The sequence below is a fragment of the Bradyrhizobium erythrophlei genome (assembly GCF_900129505.1).
GTDB classification, from domain to species: Bacteria; Pseudomonadota; Alphaproteobacteria; order Rhizobiales; family Xanthobacteraceae; genus Bradyrhizobium; species Bradyrhizobium erythrophlei_D.
Window position 1 is genome coordinate 4,846,953 of sequence record NZ_LT670818.1, and the last position, 15,622, is coordinate 4,862,574.

Genomic DNA, 15,622 nt, shown 5'->3' on the forward strand with positions numbered 1-15,622 from the left:
TAAAGTCCCGTTTTGATCCTGTATCGAAACGGGGCTCTAGCCGGCAAAACGGCTTTCTGGTGTAACCTAGCAGGGCAACTACAGGAGATGTCGAGCCTGATGCATTCCGTCGAAAAGTCACTTGGATCGAAAACCGGCGAGGCCCTTCAGACCAGCATCGCGTCGGCGACGCGCGCGTTGCTCGATTACCGGCAGCCGGACGGGCACTGGGTGTTCGAACTGGAAGCCGACTCCACGATCCCGGCCGAGTATGTGCTGCTTCGCCACTATCTCGGCGAGCCCGTCGACACCGTGCTGGAAGCCAAGATCGCCAATTATCTGCGCCGGGTGCAGGGCGCCCATGGCGGCTGGCCGCTGGTGCATGAGGGTGATTTCGAAATGAGCGCCAGCGTGAAGTCCTATTTCGCGCTGAAGATGATTGGCGATTCCGTTGACGCCCCGCACATGGTGCGCGCGCGCGAGGCGATCCGCTCGCGCGGCGGCGCCATCCACAGCAACGTCTTCACCCGCTTCATGCTGGCGATGTTCGGCGTCATGACCTGGCGCAGCGTGCCAGTGCTGCCCGTCGAGATCATGCTGCTGCCCTTGTGGTTTCCGTTCCATCTCAACAAGATGTCGTACTGGGCGCGCACCACGATCGTGCCGCTGATGGTGCTGGCGGCGCTGAAGCCGCGGGCGCGAAACACGAGCGGCGTCGGCATCGACGAGTTGTTCCTGCAGAAGCCGCATTCGATCGGGATGACGGCGAAGGCGCCGCATCAGAGCTGGGGCTGGTTCCTGCTGTTCCGCGGACTGGACAGCGTGCTGCGGACCGTCGAGCCGCTGTTTCCGAAGCGCCTGCGCGCGCGCGCGATCGATGCCGCGGTGGCTTTCGTCGAGGAACGGCTCAACGGCGAAGACGGCATCGGCGCGATCTATCCGCCGATGGCCAACGCCGTGATGATGTACGAGGTGCTCGGCAAGGGCGCCGATTATCCGCCGCGCGTGGTCACAAGAAACGCGCTCGACCGGCTCCTGGTGATCGGTGAGCACGAGGCCTATTGCCAGCCTTGCGTCTCGCCGGTGTGGGACACCTCGTTGACCTGCCACGCGCTGCTGGAGGCCGGCGGCGAGGCGCTCGGCCCGGCCATGCGGGGGCTGGACTGGCTGAAGCCGAAGCAGGTGCTGGACGTCAAGGGCGACTGGGCGGTGAAGCGCCCCGAGGTGCGGCCCGGCGGCTGGGCCTTCCAGTACAACAATGCCTATTATCCCGACCTCGACGACACCGCCGTGGTGGTGATGGCGATGGATCGCGCCCAGCGCTTGAGCCGGAGCCATGACTACGATGCAGCGATCGCCCGCGGCCGCGAATGGATCGAGGGCATGCAAAGCCGCGACGGCGGCTGGGCCGCCTTCGACGTCAACAATCTCGAATATTATCTCAACAACATCCCGTTCTCCGATCATGGCGCGCTGCTCGATCCGCCGACCGAGGACGTCACCGCCCGCTGCATCTCGATGCTGGCGCAGCTCGGCGAGACCGCTTCGAGCAGCAAGGCGGTGGCCGACGGGGTGGCCTATCTGCGCCGCACCCAGCTCGCCGAGGGGTCGTGGTACGGCCGCTGGGGGCTGAACTACATCTACGGCACCTGGTCGGTGCTGTGCGCGCTCAACGCCGCCGGCGTCGATCACGGGGATCCCATGATCCGCAAGGCGGTCGACTGGCTTGTGTCGATCCAGAACAAGGCCGGTGGCTGGGGCGAGGATGCCACCAGCTACAAGCTCGATTACCGGGGATTCGAGGGGGCGCCTGCCACCGCCTCACAAACGGCATGGGCCTTGCTTGGCCTGATGGCGGCGGGCGAAGTTGAGCATCCGGCGGTTGCCCGTGGGGTGGAGTACCTAATAGCCACACAGAGCCAAAAAGGACTGTGGGACGAGCAGCGCTACACGGCAACGGGCTTTCCACGGGTATTTTATCTACGCTATCATGGTTATCCGAAGTTCTTTCCGCTCTGGGCGTTGGCGCGGTATCGGAACCTGAGGAACACCAACAGCAGGGTGGTAGGGGTCGGAATGTGAAATTGGGGGCGGGGGGCGTTACGTCCGCGGGCAAGCGAATTGACCCGCGGCCGGTATTGATTGTGACCGGTCTTGTGCAGGAGGCCCGCATCGCGGCTGGGCCCGGCATGACCGTGATCTGCAGCAGTAGTGATCCCGCGCAATTGCGGGCGCTGCTGACGGTGTTCGATCCCACGACGATCAGGGGCGTCATCAGCTTTGGCGTGGCCGGGGGCCTCGATCCTTCGCTGAAATCGGGCGACGTCGTGGTGGCGACCGAGGTGTTGGCCGGCGATACGCGCTGGCTGGCCGGCCTGCCGCTGAATGAAGAGATGATCGCCGGCGTCGCCCTGGGGCGCCGACGCGTGGTCAGGGGCAGTCTTGCGGGAGCCGAACATGTGGTCGCTGCGCGGCACGTGAAGGCCGCGCTGCACTCGGAGACGGGCGCCGCCGCCGTCGACATGGAAAGCCATATCGCGGCCGCCTACGCAACCGAGGCCGGACTTCCGTTCGCCGCCTTGCGCGTGATCGCCGACCCCGCCAGCCGGGCTCTGCCGGCGCTGGCGATGACCGCGATCAAGCCGAACGGCGATATCGACCTGCGCAAGGTGCTGCGCGGGGTGGCGCGCAACCCGATGACGCTGCGCGCGCTGGTCTCGACCGGAATCGATTTCAATCGCGCGCTGCGTTCGTTACGCGGCTGTCGAGGCTTTCTGCTCGGCGGCGAGGGCCTCGTCGCGGCGGATCTCTGACAGCCGCTTCTGCACTTCCGACGAGAAGATGTACTGCGCCGGGCGCTGGTTATCGAGATTGATCTCGGGCGCCATCGGCCCCGTGGTGCGGACGCCGCGCAGCGCCACCCACATCGCCTTGAGCGGGTTGTCGAGCGCCGCCTTGGCCGCGGTCGGCTCGTAGCCGCAATGCGCCATGCAGTCGGCGCACTTCTCGTACTTGCCGGTACCGTAGGTGTTCCAGTCGGTGGTCTCCATCAGCTCCTTGAAGGTCTTGGTATAGCCTTCGCCGAGCAGGTAGCAGGGCTTCTGCCAGCCAAAGATGTTGCGCGCCGGCATGCCCCACGGCGTGCATTCATATTCCTGATTGCCGGCGAGGAAGTCGAGGAACAGGCCGGAATGCATGAAGTTCCACTTCTTGCCCTTGCCGAGGGCGAAAACGTCGCGGAACAGCTTTTTGGTCTTGGTGCGGTTGAGGAAGTGCTCCTGGTCGGGCGCACGCTCATAGGCATAGCCCGGCGACATCGAGACGCCGACGCCGAGTTCGGTGGTGAAGTCGAGGAATTTCGCGATCTCCTCGGCCGGGTGGCCGTCGAAGATCGTGGCGTTGACGTTGACGGTAAAGCCGCGCGCCTTGGCCGCCTTGATCGCGGAGACAGCGCGATCGAACACGCCCTTCTGCGACACCGCCTTGTCGTGGTGGTCCTTCAGGCCGTCGAGATGCACCGAGAAGAACAGATAGGGCGACGGCTCGAACAGATCGAGCTTCTTCTCCAGCAGCAGCGCGTTGGTGCACAGCGACACGAATTTCTTGCGCGCCACGAGGCCGCGCACGATCTCGCCGATCTCCTTGTGGATCAGCGGTTCGCCGCCGGGGATCGCCACCATCGGCGCACCGCATTCGTCGGCGGCATCCCAGCATTCCTGCGCCGACATGCGGCGATTGAGAATCGCATCGGGATAGTCGATCTTGCCGCAGCCGACACAGGCGAGGTTGCAGCGGAACAACGGCTCCAGCATCAGGACGAGCGGATAGCGCTTGCGGCCCATCAGCTTCTGCTTGATCAGATAACCACCGATACGCAGTTCCTTGAAGAAGGGTATTGCCATTACAGGTTCTCTTTCTGGACACTCGAGAGAAGTGGATCAGCCTGCCGCCAGTTCAGCCGGAAGCCGGAATTCGATATTTTCTTCGCGCCCGGGCAGCACCGACACCTTCACCGGGCCGATCCGCCGCAAGGCCTCGATCACGTCGTCGACCAGCACCTCGGGGGCCGAGGCGCCCGCCGTGATGCCCACGGCCCTGGCGTCCTTCAGCCAATCCGGGTTCAGCTCGCTGCCGTCGGCAATGAGATAACTCGCGACGCCGGCTTCGGTGCCGATTTCGCGCAGCCTATTCGAATTGGAACTGTTGGTAGCCCCCACCACCAGGATGACGTCCACGAGCTTGCTGAGGTCCCTTACCGCAGTTTGGCGGTTCTGTGTCGCATAGCAGATATCCCTTATGTCCGGGCCTTGAATATCTGTAAACCGCCGCTGGAGCGCGGCAATGATGTCCTTGGTGTCGTCCACGCTCAGCGTGGTCTGGGTGATGTAGGCGACCGGGGTGTCCTTGGGGATCGTCAGGGCGGCCACGTCGTCGACGTTCTGGACCAGGAGCACGGGGCCGGGAACCTGACCCATGGTTCCCTCGACCTCGGGGTGCCCGGCATGACCGATCAGGATCAGCGCCCGGCCTTTGGACATATAGCGCTTGCCCTGGTTGTGGACCTTGGTGACCAGCGGACAGGTGGCGTTGAGGACCGGCAGGCCGCGGGCCGCCGCTTCCTCCTCCACGGTCCGCGCCACGCCATGGGCGCTGAACACGGTGACCGCCAGTGGCGGCACTTCCGAGAGGTCCTCGACGAAGATGGCGCCCTTGTTTTTCAGGCTCTCGACCACGTATTTGTTATGCACGATTTCATGTCGCACGTAGACCGGCGGGCCGTATTTCTCCAGCGCACGCTCGACGATTTCGATGGCACGCACGACGCCGGCACAAAAGCCGCGCGGCTGCGCAAGATACACTTCCATGGGACGCCCGTTACGCAGTTGCACCAAACTCATTTCCGCGCTTTCTCCAGCTGGGGAGTTGCAATATCCGCGCCATGCCCGTTTCCGCATCCGCCCCTGTCCCCAAGCGCATGGAGGCACCGGGCTTTGTGTCAAAAAACCGCCGGTTAGGAAAGGCGGGTCTCGAACACGGGAGGCCAAAACGGGGTGAGCTGACAGCGAGGTTAATCCCGGTATCATAGTAGGGTATGGCGGAAATGAGGGCGATAGGGCAGAGGAACCGTCACTTGTTCGTCACTTTACCGCAAGTCCAACCCGACTATATCACCGTCTCGGCATGGTTTCGGCGCCCTGGTGCTGCCAGTTCCCGCGCCCCCAGGTAAACCATTAAAAGAGCAACATTAGATCGGCTTGTGAAACTCCGGTAAACAGCGGGCGTTTACCGGCGCGCCGTTAACATTAGAGAGAATAGATGTGCTGACCCGTATTGTCGTATCGATTGTCAAAGCCTGCACGAGGTTTGCTTCTCTCACGGTTCTGGTCGCGCTCATTCTTGCGATAGCGGCGGGCTACTATACGTCCCGGCATTTCACCATCAACACCGACATCAACACGCTGATTTCGTCCAATCTGGACTGGCGCAAGCGCGATAACCAGTTCGGCGCCGCCTTCGATCGCGAGCGGACGATTCTCGCGGTCGTCGAGGCCCCGACGCCGGAATTGACCAGCACGGCAGCCAAGGCGCTGGCCGAGAAACTGTCGGGCGACAAGACCAACTTCGAATCGGTTGCCCAGCTCGGCACCGGAGAATTCTTTGAAAAGAACGGGCTGTTGTTCCTGCCGGTGGCGGAGGTCGGCCAGCTGACCGGACAGTTCGAATCGGCAGCACCCCTGATCGAGATCATAGCCGGCGATCCCTCTATCCGCGGCTTGACCGGCGCGCTGGAAACCGGGCTCGCCGGCGTCAAGCGCGGCCAGGTCAAGCTCGACAGCACCGAGCGGCCCTTCAACCTGATCGCCCAGACCGTCGAGAACGTCCTGAACAAGGGTTCGGCGACCTTCTCCTGGCGCGAGCTCACCAGCGACAAGCCGCTGGAGGATTCCGACCGGCGCGCCTTCATCGAGTTCAAGCCGATCCTGGACTTCAACGCGCTGGAGCCCGGCAAGGCTGCGACCGACGCGATCCGGCAGGCGGCCAACGACCTTAATTTCGCGGGCGAATATGGCGCGCGGGTCAGGCTGACCGGGCCGGTTCCGATCGCCAACGAGGAATTCGCCACCGTTCAGGACGGCGCCATCAGGAACGGAATCGGCACCGTCATCGTCGTGCTCGTGATTCTCTGGATGGCGCTGCATTCGCCGAAGATCATCTTCGCGGTGTTCGTCAATCTCTTCATCGGCCTTTCCATCACCACCGCCGCCGGGTTGATGATGGTGGGCTCGCTCAACCTGCTCTCGGTCGCGTTCGCAGTTCTGTTCGTTGGATTGGGCGTCGATTTCGGCATTCAGTACAGCGTCCGCTACCGCTCGGAACGCTTCAAGGGCAACGATCTGACGGCGGCGCTGGTGCAGGCGGCCGAGCGCTCCGCGGTGCCGCTGTCGCTGGCCGCGATGGCGACGGCGGCCGGATTCCTCTCCTTCCTGCCGACCGACTACAAGGGCATCTCCGAACTCGGCGAGATCGCCGGCGTCGGCATGCTGGTGGCCTTCACCTCCAGCATCACCGTGCTGCCCGCGATGTTGAAGCTGCTCAACCCGCCCGGGGAAATGGAGCCGGTCGGCTACGCGTTCCTGGCGCCGCTCGACCGCTTTCTCGAGGATCATCGCGTCGTCATTATCGTCGGCACGCTGCTGATCGCGGTCGCCGGCCTGCCGCTGCTTTACTTCCTGCGCTTCGACTTCAATCCGATCAATCTGCGCAGTCCCAAGGTCGAATCGATCGCGACCTTTCTCGATCTGCGAAAGGACCCCAACACCGGCGCCAACGCCATCAACGTGATGACGAACTCGGATGAGGACGCCAGGAAGATCCAGGCCCGGCTCGAGAAAGTTCCGGAAGTGCTGCGCGTGATGTCGCTGGAGAGCTTCGTGCCGGAAGATCAGCCCGCGAAACTGAAGCTGATCGCGCAGGGCGCCAAGGTCCTCAATCCCGCGCTCAACCCGGACTCCATCGATGACCCGCCGTCGGACGCGGAGAATGTCGAAGCGTTGAAAGGATCGGCGGAAAACCTGCGCAGGACCGCCGGCGATGCCAAGGGTCCGGGCGCGGTGGCGTCGCGGCGGCTCGCCGATGCGCTGTCGAAGCTCGCCGATTCCAACCAGGCCACGCGCGACAAGACCCAGGCGATTTTCGTCAACCCGCTGAAGGTCGTACTCGACCAACTGAAGAATTCGCTGCAGGCGGCGCCGGTCAGCCTGAAGACCCTGCCGCCGGATCTGGTCGCCCAGTGGAAGACCAGGGATGGCCTGCAGCGCGTCGAGGCGCTGCCGCGCGGCGATCCCAACGACAACGACACGCTGCGCAAGTTTGCCGCCGCGGTTCTGGAGGCCGAACCGACCGCGATCGGCGGACCGGTCTCGATCCTCAAATCCGGCGACACCGTCGTGAAGGCGTTCATCCACGCCGGCATCACGGCGCTGCTGGTGATCGGCTTCCTGCTCTGGCTGACGTTGCGGCGGATCACCGACGTGCTGCTGACGCTGGTGCCGCTGTTGGTGGCGGGCGCGGTGACGCTGGAGATCTGCGTGCTGATCGGAATGCCGCTCAACTTCGCCAACATCGTCGCATTGCCGTTATTGCTCGGCGTCGGTGTCGCCTTCAAGATCTACTATGTCACGGCATGGCGATCGGGCAGAACGAATTTGCTGCAATCGAGCCTGACGCGGGCGATATTTTTCAGTGCGCTGACGACGGCGACCGCGTTCGGGAGCCTGTGGCTGTCGAGCCACCCGGGGACCGCGAGCATGGGCAAGCTTCTGGCGCTCTCGCTTGTTACCACGCTCGCCGCGGTGCTGTTGTTCCAGCCGGCGCTAATGGGAAAGCCCCGCGACATCGGGGAGTAGGCAGATGTCACCGACGGGATCGGCGGGCTGCGCGGCTGTCAGTTTTTGGCCCTTGGCGGCTGGATTCACGGACCCGGTGGTCTTCGGCGCAGGGGCAGGCTTGGGCGCCGCGCCTGCAGCCTTCGGCGAACCCTTGGCCATGCTGTTGGCGGGGCTCGAGGGGATCGGACCCGAAACACGGGTCCAGGTTTCGCCGCCGCAGAGAAAACCGAGGACGCAGCCCTGGATCTCGAGATGGTCCGAATCGACCGGCTTGATCGTCGAACTATAATATTGCCCGTCCTTGGCGTTGTAGACTTGGCCTTCCCACGCGTCGATGCCGGGTTTCTTCTTCATGTCGATCAGAATCGGCATCCCCAGGCTCGGCCTGCTCTGTTTTGATACATCTGGATTGTGCGTGTCCTTGCCACCCGGTGTCTGTTCCCAGGAGACCGCGCCCCACATGCTGCCATTGCATTGTGCAACGCGGATGTTGGCGACGCCATCGGCCACCTTCCAGTCGCCGGTGGGATCCAGTGCCAGCGCAGGCGCAAGGCCTGTCGCCAAAAATATTCCTGTATATACTACTCGGCGCATGATGTTTCGGGGGCAGTGCAACATGTCTAAACCTATGCTTATGTAGATGGGCCGAACGGCAGGGCAAAACGCCGCATTGAGCGTTCCCTGTTGACGAATTCAGTTGACGAAATGGCCATCAACCGAAGTATGTAGCTGATGCTATATTCAAATCTAGACGTTTCCGAGATGTTTGTGGACCGCCAGGCGCAGCGCAGTTCCATGCATGCGCGCCACTTGAATGAGCAACTGGTGCGGGTGCTCAAGACCATCGGTTACGATGTCGGCTTTCAGAAGGGACAAGGCCAGTACCTCTACGATCGTGACGGTGCGCGCTATCTCGACCTACTGAGCGGTTTTGGCGTTTTTGCGATCGGCCGGAACCACCCGGCGCTGCGCCAGGCCTTGAAGAGCGTGCTCGACAGCGACCTGCCCAACCTCGTGCAGCTCGACGTCTCGACGCTGGCCGGCGTGCTGGCCGAACGTCTGCTGAAATTCGTTCCCTATCTGGACAAGGTGTTCTTTGCCAATTCCGGCGCCGAATGCGTCGAAGCGGCGATCAAGTTTGCCCGCGGTGCCACCGGCCGGCCGGGCATCGTCTACTGCGCCCACGCCTTCCACGGGCTGTCCTACGGGGCGCTGTCGCTCACCGACGATCCGAATTTTCGCGCCGGCTTCGAGCCGCTGCTGCCGGGATGCACCCCGATCCCTTTTAACGATCTCGCGGCTTTGGAGCAGGCGCTGTCCTCGCGCCAGGTTGCCGCCTTCATCGTCGAGCCGATCCAGGGCAAGGGCGTCAACATGCCGACCGACGAATTCCTGCCGGGCGCCGCGGCGCTCTGCAAGAAGTACGGCACGCTGTTCGTCGCCGACGAAATCCAGACCGGGATCGGTCGCACCGGCCGCTTCCTCGCGGTCGAGCACTGGAATGTCGAACCCGATATGGTGCTGCTCGCCAAGGCGCTGTCCGGCGGCCATGTTCCGGTCGGCGCGCTGCTCACCCGCAAGTCGATCTTCGACAAGATCTTCAACCAGATGGACCGCGCGGTGGTGCATGGCTCGACATTCGCGAAGAACGATCTCGCCATGGCGGCGGGCATCGCCACGCTCGAAGTGATCGAGTCCGAAAAACTGGTCGAGGCTGCCGCCAAGCGCGGCGCCGAGCTTCGGCTGGCGCTGACCCGGATGGTCCCCGGCTACGAATTGATGAAGGAAGTTCGCGGCAAGGGACTGATGATCGGCGTCGAATTCGGCCCGCCGAAATCGCTGCGGCTGAAGGCCTCCTGGAGCGTGCTGGAGACCGCCAACAAGGGGCTGTTCTGCCAGCTCATCACCGTGCCGCTGTTCAAGGATCACAAGATCCTGACCCAGGTCTCCGGCCACGGCAGCCACACCATCAAGCTGTTGCCGCCTCTGACCATCACCGAGGAAGACTGCAACTGGATCGAGACCGCCTTCGACACCGTCATCGCCTCCAGCCACAAGGTCCCCGGCGCGATCTGGTCGCTCGGCAAGACGCTGGTCGACAACGCCGTGAGGAAGACGGCGTAGGGCCGATCGTTCCCTTGTAGGATGGGTTGAGCGCTTGCGAAACCCATCTGCCCGCGGCTAAGCTCGCTCTCCGAAATCCCCGCCGTCATGCGAGGCGTCGCCGGCCCAATCTGTGGGGTAGGTGCCGATTTTCACCATGCGGTGGAACGACGAATACGGCCAATCTTTCACCCGCGTCACAAGCTCGTGCTTGACCGGGTTGATATGGATGTAATCGGTGTGACGCGTGAAATCTTCCTCATCGCGAATGGTATGCTCCCAATAGCGGCGCTGCCAGATACCCCGTTCGCCCTTGGCCGCGCGGCTTTCTGAAATCCGCTCCCCGTTTGCGATCTGGCGCGAAAATGTTGATTTAATCAAGCGCCAGCGCGTGGCAAAATCGGCGTCGCCTTCGGGCAATGTCCAGACCGCGTGGAGATGATCGGGCAGCACAACCATCGCATCGATGGTGAAGGGGTGACGCCGGCGTATCTCACGAAACGCAGTCCGCAGATTGTCGACGTGCTCCGTCAACAACTGCAGATGTCGGTCCGCCAGATTGACGGTGAAGAAGAAGCTGCCTCCAACGAGAAAATTGCGGCGATAATCGGTCATGCAAACATCTTAGCATGACGATACGCTGGGGTGATGGGTATCGCTGCGCTCCACCCATCCTACAGGGATCTCACCCCGCGCTCGTCTTCATCGCGCCCTGGAACTTCTCGCTAAACTCGGCGAGTTCGTCGGCGGCGATGTCGGAGACCGCCCAGTAGTTCAGCCCGCCCTCGCTCCAGCTTCGGACATTGAATCCCTGGAACGTCTCGGTCCTCGGCGCGCGGGTCTCGGTGTTCGCGGTTTGCGCCACGAACAGATTGATTACGTGCAGGCGGCGGCGGTAGACGATGGCGCCGACGGGGCGGGCGTCGATATAATCGAGCCGGCCGCCGATCAGGGTGAATCCCAGCGCGGTGAGGTCGATCACCGGCGGCGCCACGTCCAGTCTGCCGTTGAACCACGGTTTTACGGTGTGCTGGTCGGTCGAGACCACGTCGGTGAGATGGCCGGCCTGCAGCGAACGCAGATGCGCCGAGACGATCTCGGAAGTAATGCGGGACTGGTCGTCGTTGCGCAGCACGATGGCGACGAGGCCGGTGGCCGCGATCGCGGACACCGCCGACCCCATCGCAAAGCCCCGCAACACCGAGCGCCGGTTCGGCGCTGCTTGCGCCCGCGGCAGCGAAGCCTCGATGCGGCGGCGCAGTTCGGGCGGCGCCTTGTAGCGCAGATCGGCGCCTGCCACCGCCTTGCTCATCTCGCGGTAATCCCTCAGCGCGGCGGCGCAAGCCGCGCAGTTCGCGATATGGTCCTCGACTTCGCGCGCATGGCCGGCGTCGAGTTCGCCGTCGATCAGCGCGTGCAGCAGGATTTCGGCCTCGTCGCAGGTCATTTCGGTGGCTCCTGTTCCGCCAGCCATGCCGAGCGCAGCATGGCGCGGGCGCGCGCGAGCCGGGACATCACGGTGCCGACCGGCACTTCCTCGACATGGGCGATCTCGCGATAGGAAAGATTCTCGATCTCGCGCAGCACGAAGGTCTCCCGGAACGGTTCGGCCAAAGCGCTCACCAGCCGCCGGATCGCGCCGGCGTCGCGCTGGCGCAGGATCTGGGCCTCCGGCGTTTCCGGTGCTTCGCTCCACAGCGGCGTCTGCTCGGCCTTCTCGGGCACGTCCTCGATGGTCTGGGTCGGCGAACTGGCGCGCCTTGCGTATTCGGCGCGGCAGACATTGCGCAGGATCGCAAACAGCCAGGGCTTCATCGCCGGGCCGCGATAAGAGTCAAAATGCTTCAGCGCGCGCAGGTAACATTCCTGCACCGCGTCCTCGGCATCGCTCGCATCGCGAAGCATGTAGCGCGCCAGCGTATAGACGTCGTCGAGATGCGGCAGTGCCGCGTCGCGAAAGCGCCGTGCCTTGTCCGGATCGTCGTTGGCAGCGTTGACCGGCATCGCGCTGGGTCCGGCTTTCGTCGAAAGTGTTGCTGCCCGGCCGGCTTCGGTCCACCGGCCGGGCAGTGCTGTGATGCCTTGGTTTATCGGGCTATTCAACCTTGATCATTCCGGTCATGTGCGGGTGCAGCGAACAAAAATACTTGTAATCGCCGGCCGCCGTGAAGGTGAACGAGAAGCTGTTGTCGGTATCGAGCGTCTTCGACCTGAACTTGCCGGCCGAGACGATCGTGTGCGGAATGTCGTCGTGGTTGGTCCAGGTCACGGTGGTGCCGACCTTCACCGTCAGCTCCGCCGGGGCGAAGGTGAAATTGTCGATCGTCACGCTGGCGTCCTCGGCGTAGGCGTGCGCCGCGCCGAGCGACAGGGAAATCGCCGCGGCGACGGCAAGTCTGCCGAGGCCGCGCAGGGTTACTGACATCATCTGAGAATTTCCTTTAACCCTGCAGTGGCGTGTCGATGATCGCGAGGCGCTGGTCGCCCGGCTTGAAGTTGACGCTGGCGACGCCGAGCAGCGTGCGAAGCTTGTCATCGGCGACCTTCATCGGGCCGGGCGAGGGGGCGGTGCCCGGCGCCGGCTGCGGGAAGGCGGTGGAGCGCGCGGTGTGGAAGGTGACGTTGCCCTCGACCTTCTGCATCACCTGGTGGATGTGGCCGTTGAGCACGGTCACCGAACCAAAGCCCTTGAGGTAATCCAGCGCGCGGGCGCTGTCCTCGGTGCCCCAGCCCCATTGTGGATACACCGTCCACAGCGGGATATGCGCGAACACCACGATCGGCGTCGATTTCGATTTTCCCTTGAGGTCGTCCTCCAGCCATTCGATCTGGTCGGCGCCGAGATTGCCCAGCCCGCCGGCCTTGAGGTCCACCACGTTGACGAGGCCGATGAAGTGGACGCCGTTGGCGTCGAAGGAATAATAGCCGGCGCCCTTGGTGCCCTTGCCGTAGCGGTCCTTGTAGAACTTGACCTCCTCGTCGAGGAAGTCGTGCTCGCCCGGCACGTAATGCACGTCGAGCTTGGCCTGCGAGATGATGCGTTCGGCGTCGTCGAACTCGGCCGCCTTCGACAGATGGCTGATGTCGCCGGTGTGGATCATGAACGACGGTTTGGTCGGGATCGCCTTGACCCGGTTGATCGCCTCCTCGAGCGTGCCGAGCGCGTTCGGATTGGCCGGCTTGTCGAAGCCGACATGGCTGTCGCTGATCTGCAGGAAGGTGAGCCCTGTGGGCTCGGCGGCCAGCGCGGAATCGACCAGCCCCAGCGAGCGCGGCACGCCGCCGGAAATGGTCCAGAGCACGCCGGTGCCGGCCCAGGTCATGCACTCCAGCACCTTGCGGCGGTTGACGCCGGGCTTGTCATCATGATGGTCGTGATCGCTCATCGCCTGTTCTCCTTGGACCCTTGATTGGGTTTCCACGGGGCGTGATCGGGCGGGGGCGGGGTTTATTCCCGGCCGGGATCGACCGGCGGGCGCGGGCGATGACGATTTCGTGAGGGGCCGCCCGGGGCGTGCACCCCATAAATTCGAAATGGTCGACGGACGTCCGCTTTGGTGCGCATTCCGGACTGAGGTCGGACGTTACGACACTTCCGAAGAGCGCCCAGGACCGGACATGCGGTCCCGGCGCGCCTCCGGCACCGGGACCCGCTGATGGCTGCTTCGCTTCTTAAGCATTAGGCGGAGAGCGCGCGACCTCAGGGATGACGTGCAAAGCTAACAGGGCCGGGGTGTGTCTTGATGCCGGAAAAAACAGCGCCGGGCAGGAACCGTGCAGGCCCCAACCCACCGCTCTGAGGGATCAGGGCGCGCATCACCCCCGTCCATCTTGTCAACAAAGCGCCGAGGGAGCATCCTGATGTTCACAAACCAAGTCATCTGGGGAACGTCGGCCAGCATCGGCCTTTAGGGACGCCCCGACAATGTTGCCGGCTGCATTTGCAGGTGAGTCGGCGGATTCATCGCGCGTTGGTCTCTCTGGTCCGAAAATTGGGCAATCCCGATGGTCGTTACCGGAACGTATGATCCGTATCTCGTGGTGCTGTCCATTCTGGTCGCCGCCCTTGCATCTTACACCGCCCTCGATCTCGGCGGGCGCGTGGCGGCGGCCCGAGGACTCGCGCGTCGCGTATGGCTGGCGGCGGCCGCTATCACAATGGGGGGCGGCATATGGTCGATGCACTTCGTTGCCATGCTCGCCTTCATCATGCCGACTCCGATGTCCTACGACATCGGATTGACCACCCTCTCGCTCGTGGTGGCGATATTCGTAACCGGCGGCGGCTTTTACGTCATTGGTCGCCACAGCGGATCGCCGCTTCGCCTTGTTCTCGGCGGCATCTTCATGGGACTTGGCATTGCCGCCATGCATTACATCGGCATGGCGGCAATGTGGGAGCACATCGAGCTCAGCTACGACCGCATTTTCGTGGCGCTCTCCCTGATCATAGCGATCGGCGCCTCGACGGCGGCACTATGGCTGGCATTCCGAACCACAGATCTTGGGCAAAAACTCATTGCCGCCGTCGTCATGGGCCTGGCCATTTCAGGTATGCACTACACGGCGATGGGAGGGACCATTTTTTCGGCTCACGGCCCGGTTCCCGAGGCCCACGGATACGCCAGTCTCGATCAAACCAAGCTGGCCCTGGCGGTTGCCGGCACAACGTTTGCCATTCTGGCCTCCGCATTGATTGCCTCCCTGTCCGAGCAGAAGCGCGCCGAAGAAGCGCTGCGTGAGGCGCAGGCGGATCTCGCACACGTCAGCCGGGTGACCACGATGGGTGAGTTGTGTGCCTCCCTGGCGCACGAAGTGAACCAACCTATTGCTGCTGCCGTCACCAGCGCCCATGCCTGCTTGAGTTGGCTCGCTTGCGACACTCCAAATCTCGAAGAGGCGCGCGCGTGTGCGATGAGAATAGTGGAAGACGGAAAGCGTGCGGCGGAAATCATCGACCGGATCCGTCTGCTCTGTAAGAAGGGTACACCGCAACGGGAGTTGGTTGATGTAAACGAAGTTATTCAGGAATTGATCGTCATCCTGCGCAGCCAGACCACGCGATACCTCATATCAGTACGGATGGAGTTGGCGGCAGATCTTCCCCAAGTTATGGGAGATCGCGTGCAACTGCAGCAGGTCATGATGAACCTCATGATGAACAGCATCGATGCGATGAAGGATGTGGACGGGACGCGCGAGCTTGCCATCAAGTCGCGGCGAGCGAAAAACGAGCAACTTATGGTCTCCGTCAGCGATACCGGCGTAGGGTTGCCCCCGCAGCAGGCGAACCAGATCTTCGATGCGTTTTTTACCACGAAGGCTCACGGGACCGGTATGGGATTGTCCATCAGTCGTTCCATCGCTTCATCGCATAACGGCCACTTGTGGGCCGCCGACAACTCTCCGCGCGGCGCAAGTTTTCACCTCATTTTACCCAGCAGAGTCGAAGAACATGGATGACGCCTACAGGGCGCCCCCACGATGTTCATGCGACCGGCAGCAGCACCATCACCACAACAAAGAACGCTTTCGCGCCAGCCGCCGACAGGCCTGGCAGCGTCGAGCCTGGTGCCCTCGCTGAATTCGGACATCGCCGATACGCCCGCATCCTGTGACAGGAATATCCTGTTGCTCCAGGCCGCCTGTTT

Annotated in this window: 13 protein-coding genes; 5 read left to right on the top strand and 8 right to left on the bottom strand. The window is 63.1% G+C overall.

Going from position 1 to position 15,622, the window contains the following annotated elements; genetic code table 11:
- Positions 1 to 99: 99 nt before the first annotated feature.
- Together shc and B5525_RS22395 are read left to right on the top strand one after the other, a co-directional pair.
- Complete coding sequence (shc, locus tag B5525_RS22390) at positions 100 to 2,061, top strand: squalene--hopene cyclase (RefSeq protein ID WP_079573670.1); 1,962 nt, start codon at positions 100 to 102, stop codon at positions 2,059 to 2,061.
- Positions 2,058 to 2,792: a phosphorylase gene (locus B5525_RS22395; protein ID WP_079567948.1), complete on the top strand. Its 735-nt coding sequence runs from the start codon at positions 2,058 to 2,060 to the stop codon at positions 2,790 to 2,792. Before shc ends, B5525_RS22395 begins: the two co-directional genes overlap by 4 nt.
- Here B5525_RS22395 and hpnH read toward each other — a convergent pair.
- Positions 2,733 to 3,881 carry an adenosyl-hopene transferase HpnH gene (gene hpnH / locus B5525_RS22400; RefSeq protein WP_079567949.1) on the bottom strand — a complete coding sequence of 383 codons (1,149 nt, stop codon included), beginning with the start codon at positions 3,879 to 3,881 and terminating at the stop codon, positions 2,733 to 2,735. The genes B5525_RS22395 and hpnH overlap by 60 nt on opposite strands.
- Before the next feature lie 36 nt (positions 3,882 to 3,917).
- Positions 3,918 to 4,844, bottom strand: a complete 927-nt coding sequence (gene ispH / locus B5525_RS22405) for a 4-hydroxy-3-methylbut-2-enyl diphosphate reductase (RefSeq protein ID WP_079567950.1) — start codon at positions 4,842 to 4,844, stop codon at positions 3,918 to 3,920.
- Positions 4,845 to 5,297: 453 nt separating this feature from the next.
- Between ispH and B5525_RS22410 the strand changes: the two genes are divergently transcribed.
- Positions 5,298 to 7,886: an MMPL family transporter gene (locus tag B5525_RS22410; RefSeq protein ID WP_079567951.1), complete on the top strand. Its 2,589-nt coding sequence runs from the start codon at positions 5,298 to 5,300 to the stop codon at positions 7,884 to 7,886.
- Here the strand turns inward: B5525_RS22410 and B5525_RS22415 are convergent.
- Positions 7,854 to 8,462: a DUF2147 domain-containing protein gene (locus B5525_RS22415; protein WP_079567952.1), complete on the bottom strand. Its 609-nt coding sequence runs from the start codon at positions 8,460 to 8,462 to the stop codon at positions 7,854 to 7,856. The two genes, B5525_RS22410 and B5525_RS22415, sit on opposite strands and share 33 nt — an antisense overlap.
- A 138-nt stretch (positions 8,463 to 8,600) precedes the next feature.
- On the opposite strand from B5525_RS22415, the gene hpnO reads away from it, so the two are divergent.
- Positions 8,601 to 9,992: an aminobacteriohopanetriol synthase HpnO gene (gene hpnO / locus B5525_RS22420; protein WP_079567953.1), complete on the top strand. Its 1,392-nt coding sequence runs from the start codon at positions 8,601 to 8,603 to the stop codon at positions 9,990 to 9,992.
- A gap of 57 nt (positions 9,993 to 10,049) precedes the next feature.
- Here hpnO and B5525_RS22425 read toward each other — a convergent pair whose 3' ends face one another.
- From B5525_RS22425 to B5525_RS22445, 5 genes are all read right to left on the bottom strand, one after another.
- On the bottom strand, positions 10,050 to 10,586 hold the full coding sequence (locus tag B5525_RS22425) for an REP-associated tyrosine transposase (protein ID WP_079567954.1): 537 nt from the start codon (positions 10,584 to 10,586) through the stop codon (positions 10,050 to 10,052).
- A 70-nt stretch (positions 10,587 to 10,656) separates the two neighbouring features.
- On the bottom strand, positions 10,657 to 11,418 hold the full coding sequence (locus B5525_RS22430) for an anti-sigma factor family protein (RefSeq protein ID WP_079567955.1): 762 nt from the start codon (positions 11,416 to 11,418) through the stop codon (positions 10,657 to 10,659).
- Positions 11,415 to 11,975 carry a sigma-70 family RNA polymerase sigma factor gene (locus B5525_RS22435; RefSeq protein ID WP_079567956.1) on the bottom strand — a complete coding sequence of 187 codons (561 nt, stop codon included), beginning with the start codon at positions 11,973 to 11,975 and terminating at the stop codon, positions 11,415 to 11,417. The genes B5525_RS22430 and B5525_RS22435 overlap by 4 nt, the downstream gene beginning before the upstream one ends.
- 91 nt (positions 11,976 to 12,066) lie before the next feature.
- Positions 12,067 to 12,399 (bottom strand): cupredoxin domain-containing protein, encoded by a 333-nt coding sequence (locus B5525_RS22440; protein WP_079567957.1) that lies wholly within the window; start codon positions 12,397 to 12,399, stop codon positions 12,067 to 12,069.
- 13 nt (positions 12,400 to 12,412) lie between these two features.
- Positions 12,413 to 13,357 carry a metallophosphoesterase family protein gene (locus B5525_RS22445; RefSeq protein WP_079567958.1) on the bottom strand — a complete coding sequence of 315 codons (945 nt, stop codon included), beginning with the start codon at positions 13,355 to 13,357 and terminating at the stop codon, positions 12,413 to 12,415.
- Between the two features lie 619 nt (positions 13,358 to 13,976).
- Between B5525_RS22445 and B5525_RS22450 the strand changes: the two genes are divergently transcribed.
- Positions 13,977 to 15,434, top strand: a complete 1,458-nt coding sequence (locus tag B5525_RS22450; protein WP_079567959.1) for an MHYT domain-containing protein — start codon at positions 13,977 to 13,979, stop codon at positions 15,432 to 15,434.
- Positions 15,435 to 15,622: the final 188 nt, after the last annotated feature.

Excerpts from the sequence above, each read along its gene's own strand:
- shc (WP_079573670.1), top strand. The coding sequence starts at position 100 with ATGCATTCCGTCGAAAAGTCACTTGGATCGAAAACCGGCGAGGCCCTT.
- hpnH (WP_079567949.1), bottom strand. The coding sequence starts at position 3,881 with ATGGCAATACCCTTCTTCAAGGAACTGCGTATCGGTGGTTATCTGATC.
- ispH (WP_079567950.1), bottom strand. The coding sequence starts at position 4,844 with ATGGAAGTGTATCTTGCGCAGCCGCGCGGCTTTTGTGCCGGCGTCGTG.
- B5525_RS22415 (WP_079567952.1), bottom strand. The coding sequence starts at position 8,462 with ATGCGCCGAGTAGTATATACAGGAATATTTTTGGCGACAGGCCTTGCG.
- hpnO (WP_079567953.1), top strand. The coding sequence starts at position 8,601 with ATGCTATATTCAAATCTAGACGTTTCCGAGATGTTTGTGGACCGCCAG.
- B5525_RS22425 (WP_079567954.1), bottom strand. The coding sequence starts at position 10,586 with ATGACCGATTATCGCCGCAATTTTCTCGTTGGAGGCAGCTTCTTCTTC.
- B5525_RS22430 (WP_079567955.1), bottom strand. The coding sequence starts at position 11,418 with ATGACCTGCGACGAGGCCGAAATCCTGCTGCACGCGCTGATCGACGGC.
- B5525_RS22435 (WP_079567956.1), bottom strand. The coding sequence starts at position 11,975 with ATGCCGGTCAACGCTGCCAACGACGATCCGGACAAGGCACGGCGCTTT.
- B5525_RS22440 (WP_079567957.1), bottom strand. The coding sequence starts at position 12,399 with ATGATGTCAGTAACCCTGCGCGGCCTCGGCAGACTTGCCGTCGCCGCG.
- B5525_RS22445 (WP_079567958.1), bottom strand. The coding sequence starts at position 13,357 with ATGAGCGATCACGACCATCATGATGACAAGCCCGGCGTCAACCGCCGC.
- B5525_RS22450 (WP_079567959.1), top strand. The coding sequence starts at position 13,977 with ATGGTCGTTACCGGAACGTATGATCCGTATCTCGTGGTGCTGTCCATT.